This window comes from Bradyrhizobium sp. AUGA SZCCT0431 (assembly GCF_018131065.1).
GTDB lineage: Bacteria > Pseudomonadota > Alphaproteobacteria > Rhizobiales > Xanthobacteraceae > Bradyrhizobium.
Genome location: NZ_JAFCLR010000010.1, coordinates 70,226 through 85,173 on the forward strand (window position 1 = coordinate 70,226; position 14,948 = coordinate 85,173).

12 protein-coding genes and 1 pseudogene are annotated in these 14,948 nt (G+C 63.9%); 9 read left to right on the top strand and 4 right to left on the bottom strand.

The window, feature by feature from the left end:
* Positions 1-145: 145 nt before the first annotated feature.
* On the bottom strand, positions 146-2,407 hold the full coding sequence (locus JQ567_RS11750) for a transglycosylase domain-containing protein (protein WP_212438961.1): 2,262 nt from the start codon (positions 2,405-2,407) through the stop codon (positions 146-148).
* A gap of 137 nt (positions 2,408-2,544) precedes the next feature.
* Here JQ567_RS11750 and JQ567_RS11755 point away from each other — a divergent pair, with 137 nt between their 5' ends.
* Positions 2,545-2,970: a DUF1330 domain-containing protein gene (locus JQ567_RS11755; protein ID WP_212438962.1), complete on the top strand. Its 426-nt coding sequence runs from the start codon at positions 2,545-2,547 to the stop codon at positions 2,968-2,970.
* 144 nt (positions 2,971-3,114) lie between these two features.
* Here the strand turns inward: JQ567_RS11755 and JQ567_RS11760 are convergent, their stop codons facing one another.
* Both JQ567_RS11760 and JQ567_RS11765 read right to left on the bottom strand, forming a co-directional pair.
* Positions 3,115-4,341 carry an ABC transporter substrate-binding protein gene (locus JQ567_RS11760; RefSeq protein ID WP_212438963.1) on the bottom strand — a complete coding sequence of 409 codons (1,227 nt, stop codon included), beginning with the start codon at positions 4,339-4,341 and terminating at the stop codon, positions 3,115-3,117.
* A gap of 349 nt (positions 4,342-4,690) precedes the next feature.
* A complete protein-coding gene (locus tag JQ567_RS11765; RefSeq protein WP_212438964.1) occupies positions 4,691-5,053 on the bottom strand; it encodes a DUF1304 domain-containing protein in 363 nt (120 codons plus the stop codon).
* A gap of 175 nt (positions 5,054-5,228) precedes the next feature.
* On the opposite strand from JQ567_RS11765, the gene JQ567_RS11770 reads away from it, so the two are divergent.
* The 4 genes from JQ567_RS11770 to JQ567_RS11790 all read left to right on the top strand — a co-directional run bounded on the left by JQ567_RS11770 (position 5,229) and on the right by JQ567_RS11790 (position 8,485).
* Positions 5,229-5,702, top strand: coding sequence for a PaaI family thioesterase (locus tag JQ567_RS11770; RefSeq protein WP_212438965.1), 474 nt, complete (start codon positions 5,229-5,231; stop codon positions 5,700-5,702).
* A gap of 59 nt (positions 5,703-5,761) precedes the next feature.
* On the top strand, positions 5,762-7,261 hold the full coding sequence (locus tag JQ567_RS38850) for an AlkA N-terminal domain-containing protein (RefSeq protein ID WP_312017385.1): 1,500 nt from the start codon (positions 5,762-5,764) through the stop codon (positions 7,259-7,261).
* Positions 7,242-7,769, top strand: coding sequence for a methylated-DNA--[protein]-cysteine S-methyltransferase (locus tag JQ567_RS11785; protein WP_212438966.1), 528 nt, complete (start codon positions 7,242-7,244; stop codon positions 7,767-7,769). Before JQ567_RS38850 ends, JQ567_RS11785 begins: the two co-directional genes overlap by 20 nt.
* A gap of 311 nt (positions 7,770-8,080) precedes the next feature.
* Complete coding sequence (locus JQ567_RS11790; RefSeq protein ID WP_212438967.1) at positions 8,081-8,485, top strand: nuclear transport factor 2 family protein; 405 nt, start codon at positions 8,081-8,083, stop codon at positions 8,483-8,485.
* A 15-nt stretch (positions 8,486-8,500) separates the two neighbouring features.
* Here the strand turns inward: JQ567_RS11790 and JQ567_RS11795 are convergent, their stop codons facing one another.
* Positions 8,501-11,296 (bottom strand): [protein-PII] uridylyltransferase, encoded by a 2,796-nt coding sequence (locus tag JQ567_RS11795; protein WP_212438968.1) that lies wholly within the window; start codon positions 11,294-11,296, stop codon positions 8,501-8,503.
* 196 nt (positions 11,297-11,492) lie between these two features.
* On the opposite strand from JQ567_RS11795, the gene JQ567_RS11800 reads away from it, so the two are divergent.
* The 4 genes and pseudogenes from JQ567_RS11800 (at position 11,493) to JQ567_RS11815 (ending at position 14,897) form a co-directional block, all read left to right on the top strand.
* Positions 11,493-12,467 (top strand): aliphatic sulfonate ABC transporter substrate-binding protein, encoded by a 975-nt coding sequence (locus tag JQ567_RS11800; RefSeq protein ID WP_212438969.1) that lies wholly within the window; start codon positions 11,493-11,495, stop codon positions 12,465-12,467.
* Positions 12,468-12,677: 210 nt separating this feature from the next.
* Positions 12,678-13,534 (top strand): annotated as a pseudogene (locus JQ567_RS11805) (ABC transporter permease).
* Entirely contained in the window at positions 13,534-14,319 is a 786-nt protein-coding gene (locus JQ567_RS11810) for an ABC transporter ATP-binding protein (RefSeq protein WP_212438970.1), read from the top strand. Before JQ567_RS11805 ends, JQ567_RS11810 begins: the two are co-directional and overlap by 1 nt.
* Before the next feature lie 68 nt (positions 14,320-14,387).
* A complete protein-coding gene (locus JQ567_RS11815; protein ID WP_192736401.1) occupies positions 14,388-14,897 on the top strand; it encodes an OsmC family protein in 510 nt (169 codons plus the stop codon).
* Positions 14,898-14,948 lie beyond the last annotated feature (51 nt).

Consider the following 14,948-nt stretch of genomic DNA (forward strand, 5'->3'; position numbering starts at 1 on the left):
CGTCGCAGGCGCGCGTGAACGCTGGCGATAGCGTTGCGCCGCGTCTAGAGCATGATCCGGAAAAGTGGGAACCGGTTTTCCGAAAAGATCATGCTCAAACAAAAGACTAGAGCGGGATGATGAATCGAAGAGAAATCATCACGCTCTAGCGGTTTCCGCCGAACACCCGGTCCATCAGCCATCCATCCAGACCCGCTGCCGCCTCGGGGCGGGCCGATGGATTCGGCGGCGGCGCCGACGTGCGCGTCGGTGGCTGGCGATAGCCGCCGCCTGAGGGGATCGGTGCAAGCGGCACCGGCGCTTGCGCGGATGGCTGATACGATGGCTGGGGCGACGCGCTGACCTGCGAGGCGGACGGGAACAGATTCGAGAGCAGGCTACCGCCGCCGGCCTGTGATTTCGGCAGGTTCGCAACCGGCACGCCCTGGTGGGCTGATCGCATGAAGCGGGTCCAGACCTCGACCGGCAAGCCGCCGCCGGTGGCCTTCTTGGTCGGCGAGTTGTCGTCATTGCCGAGCCAGACGCCGGTGACGAGGTTTGCGGTGTAGCCGATGAACCAGGCGTCGCGGAAATCCTGACTGGTGCCGGTCTTGCCGGCGGCCATCCAGCCCGGAAGCTCCGCCTTGCGCGCGGTGCCCGAGAGCAGCGTCTCCTGCATCATGGTGTTCATGGCAGCGACGTGCCGCGGCTCGATCACCTGGCTCAGCCGATCCGGCTGCCGCGCATACAGCACCTTGCCTTCATTGGTGCGGATTTTGGTCACAACATGCGGGGAAACCCCGAGCCCGCCGTTGGAAAATGGCGCATAGGCGCCGACCAGCTCGATGACCGAGACTTCCGAGGTGCCGAGCGCAATCGAGGCGTTGGCGTCCAGCTTGGAGGAAATGCCGAGCCGATGCGCGGTCCGCACCACGCTCTTGGCGCCGACTTCGATGCCGAGCCGCACCGCCACCGTGTTGAGCGACATCGAAAGCGCCTGGGTCAGCGTCACCGAGCCGAAATATTCATGGGTGTAGTTTTCAGGCCGCCAGCCTTTGATATCAACAGGCGAATCCTGCCGGATCGTTTCAGGCGTCAATCCCGCCTCGATCGCGGTGAGATAGACGAACGGCTTGAAGGCCGAGCCGGGTTGGCGCTTGGCGGTAACTGCGCGGTTGTACTGGCTCTCGGCGTAGTTCCTCCCCCCGACCATGGCGCGCACCGCACCATCAGGCGTCATCGCCACCAGCGCGCCCTGGGTGACGTTGAACTTGACGCTCTTGGCGGCGAGTTCGTCGATGATGGAGGCTTCCGCCACGCTCTGAAGTTTGGGATCGATCGTGGTCTCGACCACGATGCTCTGTTCGATCTGGCCGATCAGGTCGTCGAGCACTTCGCCGATCCAGTCGGCGACGTAATTGACGGTGCCGGCGCCGACCGGTTTCACATTGTACGACGGGTGGCCGATCGAGGCCTGCGCCTGCGCATCGGTGATGAATTTGGCATCGGCCATCGCCGCGAGCACGATCTGGGCGCGCGCTTCCGCACCTTCCGGATTGCGGTTCGGCGCCAGCCGCGACGGCGATTTGACGAGGCCCGCCAGCATCGCGGCTTCCGCGATCGTGACGTTCTTGGCGGACTTGCCGAAATAGCGCTGCGCCGCGGCCTCGACGCCATAGGCGCCGGAGCCGAAATAAACGCGGTTGAGATAGAGCTCGAGGATTTCCGATTTGGAATGCTTGCGTTCCAGCCAGATCGCCAGTTCCACTTCCTGCAGCTTGCGCGCGATGGTGCGTTCCTGGGTCAGGAACAGGTTCTTCGCGAGCTGCTGGGTCAGTGTCGAGCCGCCCTGCGAGACGCCGCGATGCATGACGTTGGCGACCGCCGCCCGCGCGATGCCGATCGGATCGACGCCGTAATGTGAATAAAAGCGGCGGTCCTCGATGGCGATGAAGGCCTTCGGCAGGTAGGGCGGCAGATCCTTCAGCGAAACATTCGCGCCGGCCATTTCGCCGCGCGAGGCCAGCACGCTGCCGTCGAGGCCGACGATCTGGATCGTCGGCGGACGTTTCGGGATAGCCAGCGACTGGATCGCCGGCAGATGCGCGCCGACCCAGATCACGACGCCGACGACCGCGATCGCGGCCCACAGGCCGAGTACCGCGCCCCAATAGAACAGCCGGCCGATCCGGAATCCACCCCGCGATTTCGACCGGCGCTTGGCGCCGCTGCGGCCAGCGCGCGGCTTGCGCTCGCGCGGCGGCTCGTCGTCTTCGTTCTCGGATTTGCGCTTCGCGGAAGATTTCTTCGGCTTGTCTTCGCTTACAGCGACGCGGTCCTGCGGCGACAGCCGCAATTCGCTCAGCGCGGCGGCGAGCCCGAATTGCGGTTCCTTGCGGCCGCCGCTCTTTTTCCGTCCCCACGCCATACGCCAACGCTGCTCACACCACGCCCGCCGCAAGCTAACGTCCGCAGTTTAAGGGTCGGTTACGGAGAGGTTAACGCGGGATTAGGAGGTGCGGCGGCGCGTGCTATGGGAATGGCGTGTCACACAAGGAAACCGCCATGGGCCACATCGATCCGACCAAGGAAGTGTTCGCACAATTTCGGGCCAATGACCGGCCGGGCCCGATCCACATGCTCAATCTGGTCCGGTTGCGGGAACAAGCTGCCTATCCCGACGGCCGCAAGGCATCAGGCGCCGAAGCCTATGCGGCGTATGGACGGGAAAGCGGGCCGGTGTTCGAACGGCTGGGTGGCCGTATCGTCTGGCAGGGGCGGTTCGAATTGATGCTGATCGGGCCGGCGGACGAGCGCTGGGATCATTGCTTCATCGCCGAATATCCAAGTGTCGCCGCCTTCGCCGAGATGATCCGCGACCCTGTGTATCGCGAGGCGGTGAAGCACCGCCAGGCGGCGGTGGAGGATTCGCGGCTGGTCCGGCACGCGGTGCTGCCCGTTGGCAAGACGTTTGGGGAAATCCCGGCGTAGCGTGCGTAGGGTGGGCAAAGGCGCTCTTGCGCCGTGCCCACCATCTATCTCGATCGCGGCCCACCCTACGAAGTGATTGTGAGCCTCAAAACAAATCGGCGGCCCCGAGGGACCGCCGATCGTTCGTATCGACGGAAGTTGAGGCTAGCCCGCCGGGCCGGCGTCCTCGAGGATCGGGCCGAACAGTTCCCAACGCTCGCCGTTGAACTTCATCATCTGCAGCTGCTTGTTAACGCGGTAGTCGTCCGGGCCGGTGTTGATCTTCATGCCAGGCAGGCCGAGGTCGAGTTCGACGTCCTTCAGCGAGGCAGCCTGCTTCATCACGTTTTCACGGGTCAGGTTATCGCCGCACTGCTTGAGCACCTGCACGAGCAGCTGAGCGGTCGAATAGCCGTAGGTATTGACCGTGTTCATCTTATCGCCTTCCGGGAAGTACTTCGTCATGAAGTCGAGATACTTCTTCAAGCCCGGATCGTTCTTCCAGGTCGGATCGGCCGGATCCTTGCCGTAGTTGACGCTGATCACGCCCTTCGACGCTTCGAGGCCTGCCGGCTGCAGCGTAGCGCTCACCGGGCTGGCGTTGATGTCGAGGATGTGGATCGGCTTCCAGGCGAGTTCGTGGATCTTCCGGATTGCCTGCGCCGCCTGCTTCGGCGTCGAGGCGCTGTAGAACAGGGTCGCGCCGGCGTCCTTGATCTTCAGCACCTGCGAATCGATGGTCGGGTCGGAGACTTCATAGGAAGACTCGGCCACGATCATCTTCGCCGCTTTGTCGCCAAGGCCGGCCTTCAGCCCGTTGACATAGTCCTTACCCAGATCGTCGTTCTGGTAGAGGATGCCGATCTTGGCATCCGGATGTTCTTTCAGAATGTACTTGCCGTAGATGCGACCCTCGACGAAGTAGTTCGGGTTGTAGCCCATGGTCCAGGGGAAGTTCTTGGGATCGGTGAACTTCGAGGCGCCGGTGGCGGCGAACAGCTGCGGCACCTTCTTGCCGTTGAGATATTTCTGCACGGCGGCGTTCGCCGCGGTTCCGATGACCTGGAAAGTGAGAAGGACTTCATCGCTCTCCACGAGCTTGCGGATCTGCTCGACCGTCTTCGGCGGGCTGTAAGCGTCGTCATACTGGATCAAATTGATCTTGCGGCCGTTGATGCCGCCCTGGTCGTTGATCATCTTCATGTAGGCGGCCTGCGTCTTGCCGATATTGGCATAGACGGAATAGGCGCCCGAGAACGGCACGGTCTGGCCGATCTTGATTTCGGTATCGGTCGCGCCGGTGTCGTATTTCTTCTGCGCGTAGGCCGACGAAGCCGACAGGGCGATCGCGAGCGCCGTGCCGGTGATCAAATGGAAAATACCATTCCTCATATTGTTCGTTTCCTCATGTGTTGATTGAGCCGATGATCTTGTCTTGGGACTTAATATGACCCGGTGGACGCCATCGCTGGTTGGAATAGTGGCGGAACGGATGCTGCAATGCAAGGCGATGCAAGCTGAAACGGTCCGGGATTTCCGGCTGGCGAGGGCAAGGTTAATTCGAGGGCAGCAATTGCTGTCTGCCCAAAAAGAATCCAATCGACATGTTCACGTTCCGAATGACACCACATTGGGCATTGGAGCCCGCACGGGATACCGAAAACGGACAACGATGCCGTGCGGAACATGACATCGCCAGTTCCTCTCTGAACGAAGCGGCCCAGCCAGAACGGCCAGCCGTTTACGCCAACCAGAGCAGGATCAATGCCAGCGCCGCGGGCGCCGCCTGCACATACAAGATCCGGCGGCTGACGGTCGCGGCGCCGTAAGCGCCTGCCACGATCACACAGAGCAGAAAGAATGCTTTGATCTGGAACGCGAAGCCCGGGTTTGGATGGATCAGGCCCCAGACGAGGCCGGCGGCGAGGAAGCCGTTATAGAGGCCCTGATTGGCGGCCAGCACCGCCGTCTCTCTCGCCTTCTCAGGCGTGTTGCGGAAAGTCTTCAGGCCGAGCGGCTTTTCCCAAAGAAACATCTCCAGCGCCAGAAAATACACATGGAGCGCGGCGACCACCGCGACCAGACAATTGGCGATAAGCATCATGTGGCGGTCCCCCAAAACCGACAGCGGAATTCGGGTGGACGCTAGCACGCGCAGCGTGAAAAGTGCGGCGGCGTGCCGATATTTTGCAGAAAATGATGAGGTCCGAAAACCGCGAGACAGGCGGGGCGCGATATCAGATGCTTCGATCGAGCGACAGCGCGAGGAATCAACGGGAATGCGTACCGACAGAACCTACGGCACCGTCAGCGTCATCAGGCGCAAGGAAATGAGCGGCCTGGAATTTGTCCAGGGGCTCGCCGATGGCACGCTGCCCCTCAACACGATCGCGCGCACACTGGGTTACGATGTCACCGAAGCCGCGAGCGGACGCGTGGTCATCACCGCCGAACCGAGTGACGACCACCTCAACCCAGCCGGCACCGTGCATGGCGGCTTCTCGGCCACGCTGCTCGACAGCTGCATGGGGCTGGCCATTCAGTCGACCCTGGAGAAAGGTCTGGGATCGACGACGCTGGAGTTCAAGATTTCGCTGGTGCGACCGATTACGCCCGAGACCGGCACGATCAGGGCCGAGGGCATTGTGCTCAGCAGCGGCCGGCGGGTCGGCACCGCGGAAGGGCGCATCACGGATAGCAAGGGACGTTTGCTCGCGCACGGCACCACGACTTGCCTGATTTTCGAGAACTGAGCGGGCATCCGGCGCGCAAAGCGCGGGACAAGCCTTGCACGATGGTGGATGATTTCCTGATGGATATGGACCGTACCGCTTGCTATCGCGCGATTTCGACCCGGGATATCAGGTTCGACGGGCGGCTTTTTGTCGGTGTCAAAACCACCGGCATCTATTGCCGGCCGATCTGTCCGGCGCGCACCCCGAAATTCGAGAACGTGTCGTTCTATGCTTCGGCGCCCGCGGCTCAGGAGGCCGGCTTCCGTCCCTGCCTGCGCTGCCGGCCGGAAGTGTCGCCTGACCTCGCGTTCTGGCGCGGCAGCTCCAACACGGTTTCGCGCGCGCTGGCATTGATCGAATCCGGCGGGCTCGATGGTGACGATGTAGAAGGTCTGGCCAGCCGGCTCGGCGTCGGCGGGCGGCAATTGCGGCGGCTGTTCCGTCAGCATGTCGGCGCTTCGCCGATTGCGGTGGCCCAGACCCGACGGGTGCTGCTTGCCAAGCAGTTGATCCACGAAACGTCGCTGCCGATGGCCGAGGTCGCCCTGGCGTCCGGCTTCAACAGCGTGCGCCGCTTCAACGAAACCTTTCTGGAGCTGTTCGGGCGGCCGCCGGCCGCGTTGCGGCGTTCCCGCGGCAAGACCAGGCGTGAAGCCGGCGCGCTGTCGGTTCGTCTTCCGTATCGGCCGCCCTATGATTGGGACGCGATGCTGTCGTTCCTCGCCGCCCGCGCCATTCCCGGCGTCGAGACCGTCGCCGGCGATAGCTATCGCCGCACGATTGCGATCGGCGGCAAGTGCGGCGTGATCAGCGTCGTGCCCGCGCCGAAGAACCGGATCGACGTTCGCGTTCGCTTTCCCGAGATGGCTGCCTTGCCGCAGATCATCGCGCGGGTCCGCCGGGTGTTCGATCTCGCTGCCGATCCCGATACGATCGGATCGCATCTCGCGCTCGACCCCGTGCTGGCGCCGCTGGTCGCGGCGCGGCCGGGCCTGCGCGTCCCCGGGGCATGGGACGGTTTCGAACTCGCGGTGCGCGCGATCTTCGGTCAGCAGATCACGGTTCCTGCCGCGACCAAACTGCTCGGCAAACTGGTGCAGGCCTTTGGCGAGCCGTTGCCGCCTGCGATGACGGAGAGCGAGGGTCTCAGCCATCTGTTTCCGTTTGCGGCGCGGATTGCGAACTCCGACCTGACCACGCTCGGGATGCCCGGTGCCCGGGCGATGGCGGTGACCTCGCTGGCGCGGGCGATCTCGGCCGATCCCGCGATCTTCAGCCGCGGCGCCAGCCTTGAGGATGCGATCGTGAAATTGAGGGCGCTGCCGGGAATCGGCGAATGGACCGCGCAATACATCGCCATGCGCGAGCTGCGCGAACCCGATGCGTTCCCCGCCGCCGACATCGGTTTACTCCGCGCGATGACCGACGGTGAAGGGCGTCGTCCGTCGCCTGCGGAATTGCTGATGCGCAGCGAGCGCTGGCGGCCGTGGCGCGCCTATGCGGCGTTGCATCTGTGGGCTGCGGGCGTACCGCATCCCGCCTTGTCCGGAAAAATCGATGAGCGCGAAGCCGCCTGAAATTTTCAATCTCGACCGGCTGCAAACGCCGATCGGAACCGCGTTGCTGGTGACCGATTCCGGCGGCGTGCTGCGTGCGCTGGATTGGGAAGAGCACGGGCCGCGCATGAAGGATTTGCTGCGGCTGCAATATGGCCCGGTCGATCTCGAAGAGGCGCGATCACCGAAAGAGTTGAGGGCGGCGCTGACGGCGTATTTCAAAGGCGATCTCGATCGCCTCAACGCGATCAAGTGGCGCGTTGCGGGCACGCCGTTCCAGCAAAAGGTCTGGACTGCATTGCCGAAGATACCTGCCGGCACAACGATGAGCTACGGCGCGCTGGCAGCCAAGCTGAACGCGCCAAAAGCCATGCGTGCGGTCGGTCACGCCAACGGCTCCAACCCGATCAGCGTCGTCGTGCCCTGTCATCGCCTGATCGGCGCCAACGGCGCGCTGGTCAAGTATGGCGGTGGGCTCGAGCGGAAGCGGTGGTTGCTGGAGCATGAGGGGGTGAGGCTCAAGCAGTGATTGAGAACGTAGGGTGGGCAAAGGCGCTCTTGCGCCGTGCCCACCATCTTGTTTCCTGGCTTGAATGGTGGGCACGCTTGCGCTTTGCCCACCCTACGATCTGTCTTCCGTCATTGCGAGGAGCCAACGGGTCGCGCGAATGCGCGCCCGATGACAGGCTCCGCGACGAAGCAATCCATACTTGCTTTGTCGCCTGATGGATTGCTTCGCTGCGCTCGCAATGACGAGGCACATGTCACGTCCGTAAACCGCCAGACAGTCTGCCGCGACGCCTCTAGCGTCTCCTCACATTCAAACCACGGAGACGATCGATGACGGACGCAGAAATTCAGGAATTTGTGACGCGATTTGCTGCCGCCTGGGCGGCGCGGGACGGAAAAGCCTTTCTCGATCTCTGGCACCCCGAAGGCTCGCTGCATACGCCGCTGGTGGGTCGGCGCGTGGCGGGCAACGAACTCGACCGGCTGATGGAGGTGCAGACCGCGGCGGCCCCGGATTTCGTCTGGCAATTGCTGGACTGGACCTCGCGCGGCGACGTCGTGATCATCGAATGGCAGACCACGCGCAACGTCAACGGCATCAGATTCGAATGGCGCGGCGTCGACAAGTTCCGCATCAAGAATGGCAAGATCATCGAGGAGCGGGTCTATACCGACACGGCGCCGCTGCGCGCGTTCCGCAAGGGCGAGAAGCTGGAGCCGATTACCCAGTTTTGAGAGAAGAGTAACGGATCACGCCGCCGGCTGGGCGGCGTTGTCCTCGCTCGCGAGCAGGTGCAGCAGCGCGCTCTTGATCGCGGCCTGCCGCGTCGGCGCGGTGATCTGCGCACCGAGCAGATCGGTGACGTAGAACACGTCGCGGGCGCGCTCGCCGAAGGTCGCGACATGGGCGGAGGCGATGTTGAGGTTGAGCTTCGAGATCGCCGTCGTCAGCTGGTACAGCAGACCCGGGCGGTCGAGGCCGGAGACCTCGATCACGGTGTAGCGGTCCGACCATTGGTTGTTGATGGTGACTTCAGGCTCGACCACGAACGGCCGCACCTTGCCGCGCGCCGCCGCCTTGCGCGCCACCACTTCGGGCAGGCGCAATTTGCCCTCCAGCACCTGCTCGATCATCTCGCCGATTCGCGTGGCGCGGCGTCCCTCGTCTTCGTCGCGGTCGTATTCCCGGGAGATCGCGATGGTGTCGAGCGCGCGCCCGTCGGTGGTGGTGTAGATCTGCGCGTCGACGATGTTGGCGCCCGCCGACGCGCAGGCGCCGGCGATGATCGACAGCAGCCAGGGATGGTCGGTCGCGAGAATCGTCAGTTCGGTGACGCCGCGCGCTTCGTCGAAGCCGACATTGATCGCAAGCTTGTGGCCGGCCTGTTCGCTGGCCCGCAGGAAACGCGCGTGGCGGATCTTGCGCGGCAGTTCGACCTTGAGCCAGTACGCCGGGTAATGCCGCGCGACATAGGCGTTGAGTTCCTGCTCCGGCCATTCGGTAAAGGCGGCGCGGAATTCGGACTGCGCCACCGCGATGCGCTGGGCGCGGTTCACTTCCGAGAAGCCGCCGGTCAGCACCGGCTCGGTTTCGTAATACAGCGTGCGCAGCAATTGCGCCTTCCAGCCATTCCACACGCCGGGACCGACGCCGCGGATGTCGGCGGTGGTGAGAATTGTCAGCAGCTTCATCTGCTCGACCGACTGCACCACGGCGGCGAAATTCTCGATCGTCTTGCGGTCCGACAAATCACGCGACTGCGCCACCGTCGACATGGTCAGATGCTCTTCAATCAGCCATGCCACCGTCTCGGTATCGGCGGCGTTGAAGCCGAGCCGCGGGCACAGCCGCCGCGCCACCTTGGCACCGGCGACCGAATGGTCCTCGGGCCGCCCCTTGGCGATGTCGTGCAGCAGCGTGGTGATGTAGATCACCGCGCGGTGCTCGGGACGAATTTTTCGCATCAGGTCGCTGGCGACGGTGAACTCGTCGTTGCCGCCGCGCTCGATGTCCTGCAGGAAGCCGACGCAACGGATCAGATGCTCGTCCACCGTGTAATGGTGGTACATGTTGAACTGCATCATCGATACGATCTTGCCGAAGGCGCGGATGAAGTGACCGAGCACGCCGGTCTCGTTCATGCGCCGCAGCACGGTCTCGGCGTTGTCAGACGTCAGAATCTCCATGAACAGAAGATTGGCTTCCGGATTTTCCCGAAGCTGGGTGTTGATCAGCTTCAGCGAGCGCGTCACCGTGCGCATCGCATCGGGATGGAAGGCGAGGTTGTTCTTCTGTGCGAGGCGGAAGATCCGGATCAGATTGACCGGATCGTGCTTGAAGACGTCGGGCGCGGCGAGATTGATGCGGTTGTTGTCGATGATGAAATCGTCGCTGTCGGGCACCCGCCGCCGCTTGATGCCGGGCCGGAACCGCGCCACCACGCGGCTCAAGACCGGCGCCGGCTTGGCCTGCTCGTCTTCCAGCTTGGCGCACAGGATCGCGGTGAGGTCGCCGACGTCCTTGGCGACCAGGAAGTAGTGCTTCATGAAGCGTTCGACATCCTGCATGCCGGGATGCGAGGTATAGCCGAGGCGGACCGCGATCTCGCGCTGCATGTCGAACGACAGCCGTTCTTCGGCGCGGCCGGAGACGAAGTGCAGATTGCAGCGCACCGACCACAGGAAGTCGGCGCAGCGGCGGAAGGTGCGGTATTCCTGCGCGTCGAACACGCCGCGCTCGACCAGTTCATCGGTCTCGCGCACGCGATAAACGTATTTCGCGATCCAGAACAGCGTATGCAGGTCGCGGAGGCCACCCTTGCCGTCCTTGACGTTGGGTTCGACCAGATAGCGCGACTGCCCGCCGCGGCGATGGCGTTCTTCGCGCTCGGCGAGCTTGGCGGTGACGAACTCCGCGGCGGTGCCCTGCACCACGTTCTTGTCGAAGCGCGCGACCAGTTCGTCGTAGAGCGGCTGGTCGCCGGTCAGGAACCGGGTCTCGAGGATGGCGGTGCGGATCGTCATGTCGCCGCGCGCCTGCCGGACCGATTCATCGACCGAACGCGTGGCGTGGCCGACCTTCAGCCCCATGTCCCACAGGCAATAGAGAATGGCTTCGGCAACCTGCTCGCCCCAGGCGGTCTGCTTGTAGGGCAGGATGAACAACAGATCGATGTCGGATTCCGGCGCCATCAGGCCGCGGCCATAACCGCCGGTGGCGACGACAGACATGCGCTCTTCGCCCGATCGGACATGCGAGCGATAGAGATGCCGCGTGGCGGCGGAATAGAGAATGCGGATGATTTCGTCCTGCACGAAACACAATCGCTCGGCGCAGCGGCGGCCGTGACGGTCCTTCAGCAGCACGGCCTGCGCGGTGGTGCGCGCGGCGATCAACTCGGCTTTGAGCAATTGCGCCATCGCCGAGCGGAACACGTCCTCGCGCCCGGCATTTTTCTCGGCGAGCGCATCGATCGCGGCGGTGATCCGCGCGGTATCAAAACGATCGTCCGCCACAGGGCGGTCCTCGGTCACAACGCTGTCCATGATCTATCCCGATATCGGACGGCGCAGACGCTGTCACGGATGATTGTGAGGCAACAGTAGTTCTATGCTGGATTCACGCTGCTTTGGGCAAACCTGGTTTCAGGGCGCAGCTTTCGCGGCAGCTATTTTCTGGTTGACCTTGCGGTTTAACTCATTGAAATAAAAGACAGTTTTTGGGGATATGAGGAGACCAGGAATGTCCAGGATTTCACGGCGCGCGTTTGCTGCGATCATCGCAGCCTCGATCTTGCTGCCCGGTGCGGCCTTCGCCGCCGACCCGCTCAAGGAAATTCGCATCGACTGGGCGACCTACAACCCGGTGTCGATGATCCTCAAGCAGAAGGGCCTGCTGGAAAAGGAGTTCGCCAAGGACGGCATCAACGTCGTCTGGGTGCAGTCGGCCGGTTCCAACAAGGCGCTCGAATTCCTCAACGCCGGATCGATCGACTTCGGATCGAGCGCGGGCTCGGCCGCTTTGGTCGCCAAGATCAACGGTAATCCGATCAAGTCGATCTATGTCTATTCGCGCCCCGAATGGACCGCGCTGGTGACGGCAAAGGATTCCAAGATCGCCAGCATTGCCGACCTCAAGGGCAAGCGCGTCGCGGTGACGCGCGGCACCGATCCGCACATCTTCCTGGTGCGCGCGCTGCTCGGCGCCGGCCTGTCCGAAAAAGACATCACCCCGGTGCTGCTGCAGCACGCCGACGGCAAGACCGCGTTGATCCGCGGCGACGTCGACGCCTGGGCGGGGCTCGATCCGATGATGGCGCAGGCCGAAGTGGAGGAGGGCGCCAAACTGTTCTTCCGCAAGCCCGACGCCAACACCTGGGGCATCCTCAATGTGCGCGAGCAGTTCCTGAAAGACCATCCGGACGCGGTTCGCCGCGTGCTCGCCGTCTATGAGGAGGCGCGCAAATATTCGCTGGCCAATTACGACGACCTGAAGAAGACTTTCATCGGCATCACCAAGCTGCCGGATGCGGTGGTCGACAAGCAGCTCAAGGAGCGCACCGAACTGACCCACAGCCGGATCGGCGCACCGCAGCGCGAATCCATCCTCGCCGCCGGCCTTGCCCTGCAGCAGGCCGGAGTCGTTGCCGCCACGGTCGACGTCAAGGCGACGCTGGATGCGCTGATCGACGATCAGGTCCCGCTGCCGACGAATTGATAACTGTCGTCCCGGCCTAGTGCGCAATTGCGCACGGCGGGCCGGGACCCATACGCCGCGGCGATCATTGTTGCACCCGGGTGGTCGACGCCTTTGCCCCTTTCGTGGGCCGGTGGCTATGGGTCCCGGCCTTCGCCGGGACGACGTAAGGATGGTGACACGCCCCCTCCATCCGCCACCTTGCAATCCCTCGAAAGACGCGTTCTTGCTATGGCCACGACCGTTGAACTGCCAGCGCTGGAACGGACCGATGCGACGACGCCCGAGACGAAGGCGTCGTCGGCGCGGCTGCGGCGTTATGCGGGGCCGGCGCTGGGGCTGCTGCTGCCGGTGGGACTCGCCGTGGCCTGGGAAATCTCGGTCTGGGCGGGCCTGTCGAACGGCCGGCTGGTGCCGCCGCCAACCAAAATCTTCGCCACCATGGTGGAACTCGCCAGGAGCGGCGAGCTCTCGCGCCATATCATCGCGACGCTGAGCCGCGTCGCCTCGGGCTTCGTGCTTGGTGTCGTCGCCGGCACGTTGTTCGGCGCGATCTCCGGCTATTGGGGACTGGCGCGGCGGCTGCTCGATCCGACCGTGCAGGCGCTGCGCGCGATTCCGTCGATCGCCTGGGTGCCGCTGTTCATCCTGTGGCTCGGCATTTTCGAAACCTCGAAGATCGCGCTGATCGCGGTCGGGTGTTCTTCCCGGTCTATCTCGGCGTGATGGGCGCAATTCTCTCGGTCGATCGCAAGATCGTCGAGGTCGGCCGCACCTTCCGCCTCAGTGGCCCGGCGATGATCCGCCGCATCCTGTTGCCCGCGGTGCTGCCGGCCTATGTCGTGGCGCTGCGCGTCGGCCTTGGCCTCGGCTGGATGTTCGTCGTCGCCGCCGAATTCATGGGCGCGTCCGAAGGGCTCGGCTATCTCCTGATCGACGGCCAGCAACTCGGCAAGCCGGCGCAGATCGTCGCCGCGATCGTGATCTTTGCCATCCTCGGCAAAACCACCGACTGGCTGATCGAGATCGCCACCGCGCCGCTGCTGCGCTGGCAGGACGCGTTCGGCGGCAAAAGCGGAGCGGCCTGATGCTCGCACTCGATCGCGTTGGCAAAACCTATCCGAACGGCGTCCACGCGCTGGAGCGGTTTTCCGCCGACATCAAGCTCGGCGAGATCGTAGCCATCATCGGCGGCTCCGGCTGTGGCAAGTCGACCTTGCTGCGCGCCGTCGCCGGGCTCGACCGCGCCACCACGGGCACGGTGACGCTGGACGACATTGCAATTACTGCCCCGCACGCCAAGATCGGCATCATCTTCCAGGAGCCGCGGCTGCTGCCGTGGCTCAGCGTCGCCGACAATATCGGCTTCGGCCTTTCTGAGTTGTCCGCCGCCGCGCGACGCGAAAAGGTCGCGCGTGCACTGGATCGGGTTGGCCTCGCGGACAAGGCCAGCGCCTGGCCGCGCGAATTGTCCGGCGGGCAGGCGCAGCGGGTCGCGATCGCGCGCGCACTGGTACCGCAGCCGGAAGTGCTGCTGCTGGACGAGCCGTTTTCGGCGCTCGATGCCTTCACGCGGCGCGACCTGCAGGACCATCTGCTCGATCTCTGGAACGATACAAGGCCAACGCTCATGCTGGTGACGCATGACGTCGATGAGGCCGTGGTGCTGGCGGATCGCGTGCTTGTGATGCGGCCGCGGCCGGGGCGGCTGTTCGAGGAGATCAAGATCAATCTGGCGCGGCCGCGCGACCGTAATTCGCCGCACTTCGACAATTTCAAGCGCCGCGTGCTGACCGCGCTGGATCGCTCGCTCGACCGCAATGTGCCCGACGCCGACGCCAAATCGACCGCCGGCGAGGCGATGTGGTGGTGACATCGGGTGGTGACATGGGCCCGATAAGGCTTTAAATCCGGACCTACAAAAACAGCCGGGAGAAAAAAATGGACGCCGCCGAACTCCGTGCGATGCAGGCCCCGATCAAGGAGCGCTACAAGTCCGATCCCTCAGCCGCCGTCATCACGCTCAAGGCCAAGGGCTCGATCGACAATGAAGGCCTTACCTGCAAGGTCGAAACCGGCCGCGCGCTGGCCGTTGCAGGCCTGCATCCCGCCACCGGCGGTTCCGGGCTTGAGCTGTGTTCCGGCGACATGCTGCTGGAAGCGCTCGTCGCCTGCGCCGGCGTGACGCTGAAGTCGGTCGCGACCGCCGTCGAAATTCCGCTGAAGTCCGGCCACGTCATCGCCGAGGGCGATCTGGATTTCCGCGGCACGCTCGGCGTCGACAAGGAGGCGCCGGTCGGTTTCGCCGAAATCCGCCTGCGCTTCGACGTCGAGACCGACGCCCCGCAGGACAAGCTCGATCTCTTGCTAAAGCTCACCGAGCGCTATTGTGTGGTCTATCAGACCATCCGGAACGGCCCCAAGGTCGCGGTGTCGATGAAGCGGGTGTGAGCCCGCAATATGGTGTCGTCCCGGCCTTGAGCCGGGACCCATACGCCGCGG

What these genes read in the sequence shown, in the direction of transcription:
- JQ567_RS11750 (WP_212438961.1), bottom strand. Translation starts at nt 2,407, where the DNA reads ATGGCGTGGGGACGGAAAAAGAGCGGCGGCCGCAAGGAACCGCAATTC.
- JQ567_RS11755 (WP_212438962.1), top strand. Translation starts at nt 2,545, where the DNA reads ATGGGCCACATCGATCCGACCAAGGAAGTGTTCGCACAATTTCGGGCC.
- JQ567_RS11760 (WP_212438963.1), bottom strand. Translation starts at nt 4,341, where the DNA reads ATGAGGAATGGTATTTTCCATTTGATCACCGGCACGGCGCTCGCGATC.
- JQ567_RS11765 (WP_212438964.1), bottom strand. Translation starts at nt 5,053, where the DNA reads ATGATGCTTATCGCCAATTGTCTGGTCGCGGTGGTCGCCGCGCTCCAT.
- JQ567_RS11770 (WP_212438965.1), top strand. Translation starts at nt 5,229, where the DNA reads ATGCGTACCGACAGAACCTACGGCACCGTCAGCGTCATCAGGCGCAAG.
- JQ567_RS38850 (WP_312017385.1), top strand. Translation starts at nt 5,762, where the DNA reads ATGGATATGGACCGTACCGCTTGCTATCGCGCGATTTCGACCCGGGAT.
- JQ567_RS11785 (WP_212438966.1), top strand. Translation starts at nt 7,242, where the DNA reads ATGAGCGCGAAGCCGCCTGAAATTTTCAATCTCGACCGGCTGCAAACG.
- JQ567_RS11790 (WP_212438967.1), top strand. Translation starts at nt 8,081, where the DNA reads ATGACGGACGCAGAAATTCAGGAATTTGTGACGCGATTTGCTGCCGCC.
- JQ567_RS11795 (WP_212438968.1), bottom strand. Translation starts at nt 11,296, where the DNA reads ATGGACAGCGTTGTGACCGAGGACCGCCCTGTGGCGGACGATCGTTTT.
- JQ567_RS11800 (WP_212438969.1), top strand. Translation starts at nt 11,493, where the DNA reads ATGTCCAGGATTTCACGGCGCGCGTTTGCTGCGATCATCGCAGCCTCG.
- JQ567_RS11810 (WP_212438970.1), top strand. Translation starts at nt 13,534, where the DNA reads ATGCTCGCACTCGATCGCGTTGGCAAAACCTATCCGAACGGCGTCCAC.
- JQ567_RS11815 (WP_192736401.1), top strand. Translation starts at nt 14,388, where the DNA reads ATGGACGCCGCCGAACTCCGTGCGATGCAGGCCCCGATCAAGGAGCGC.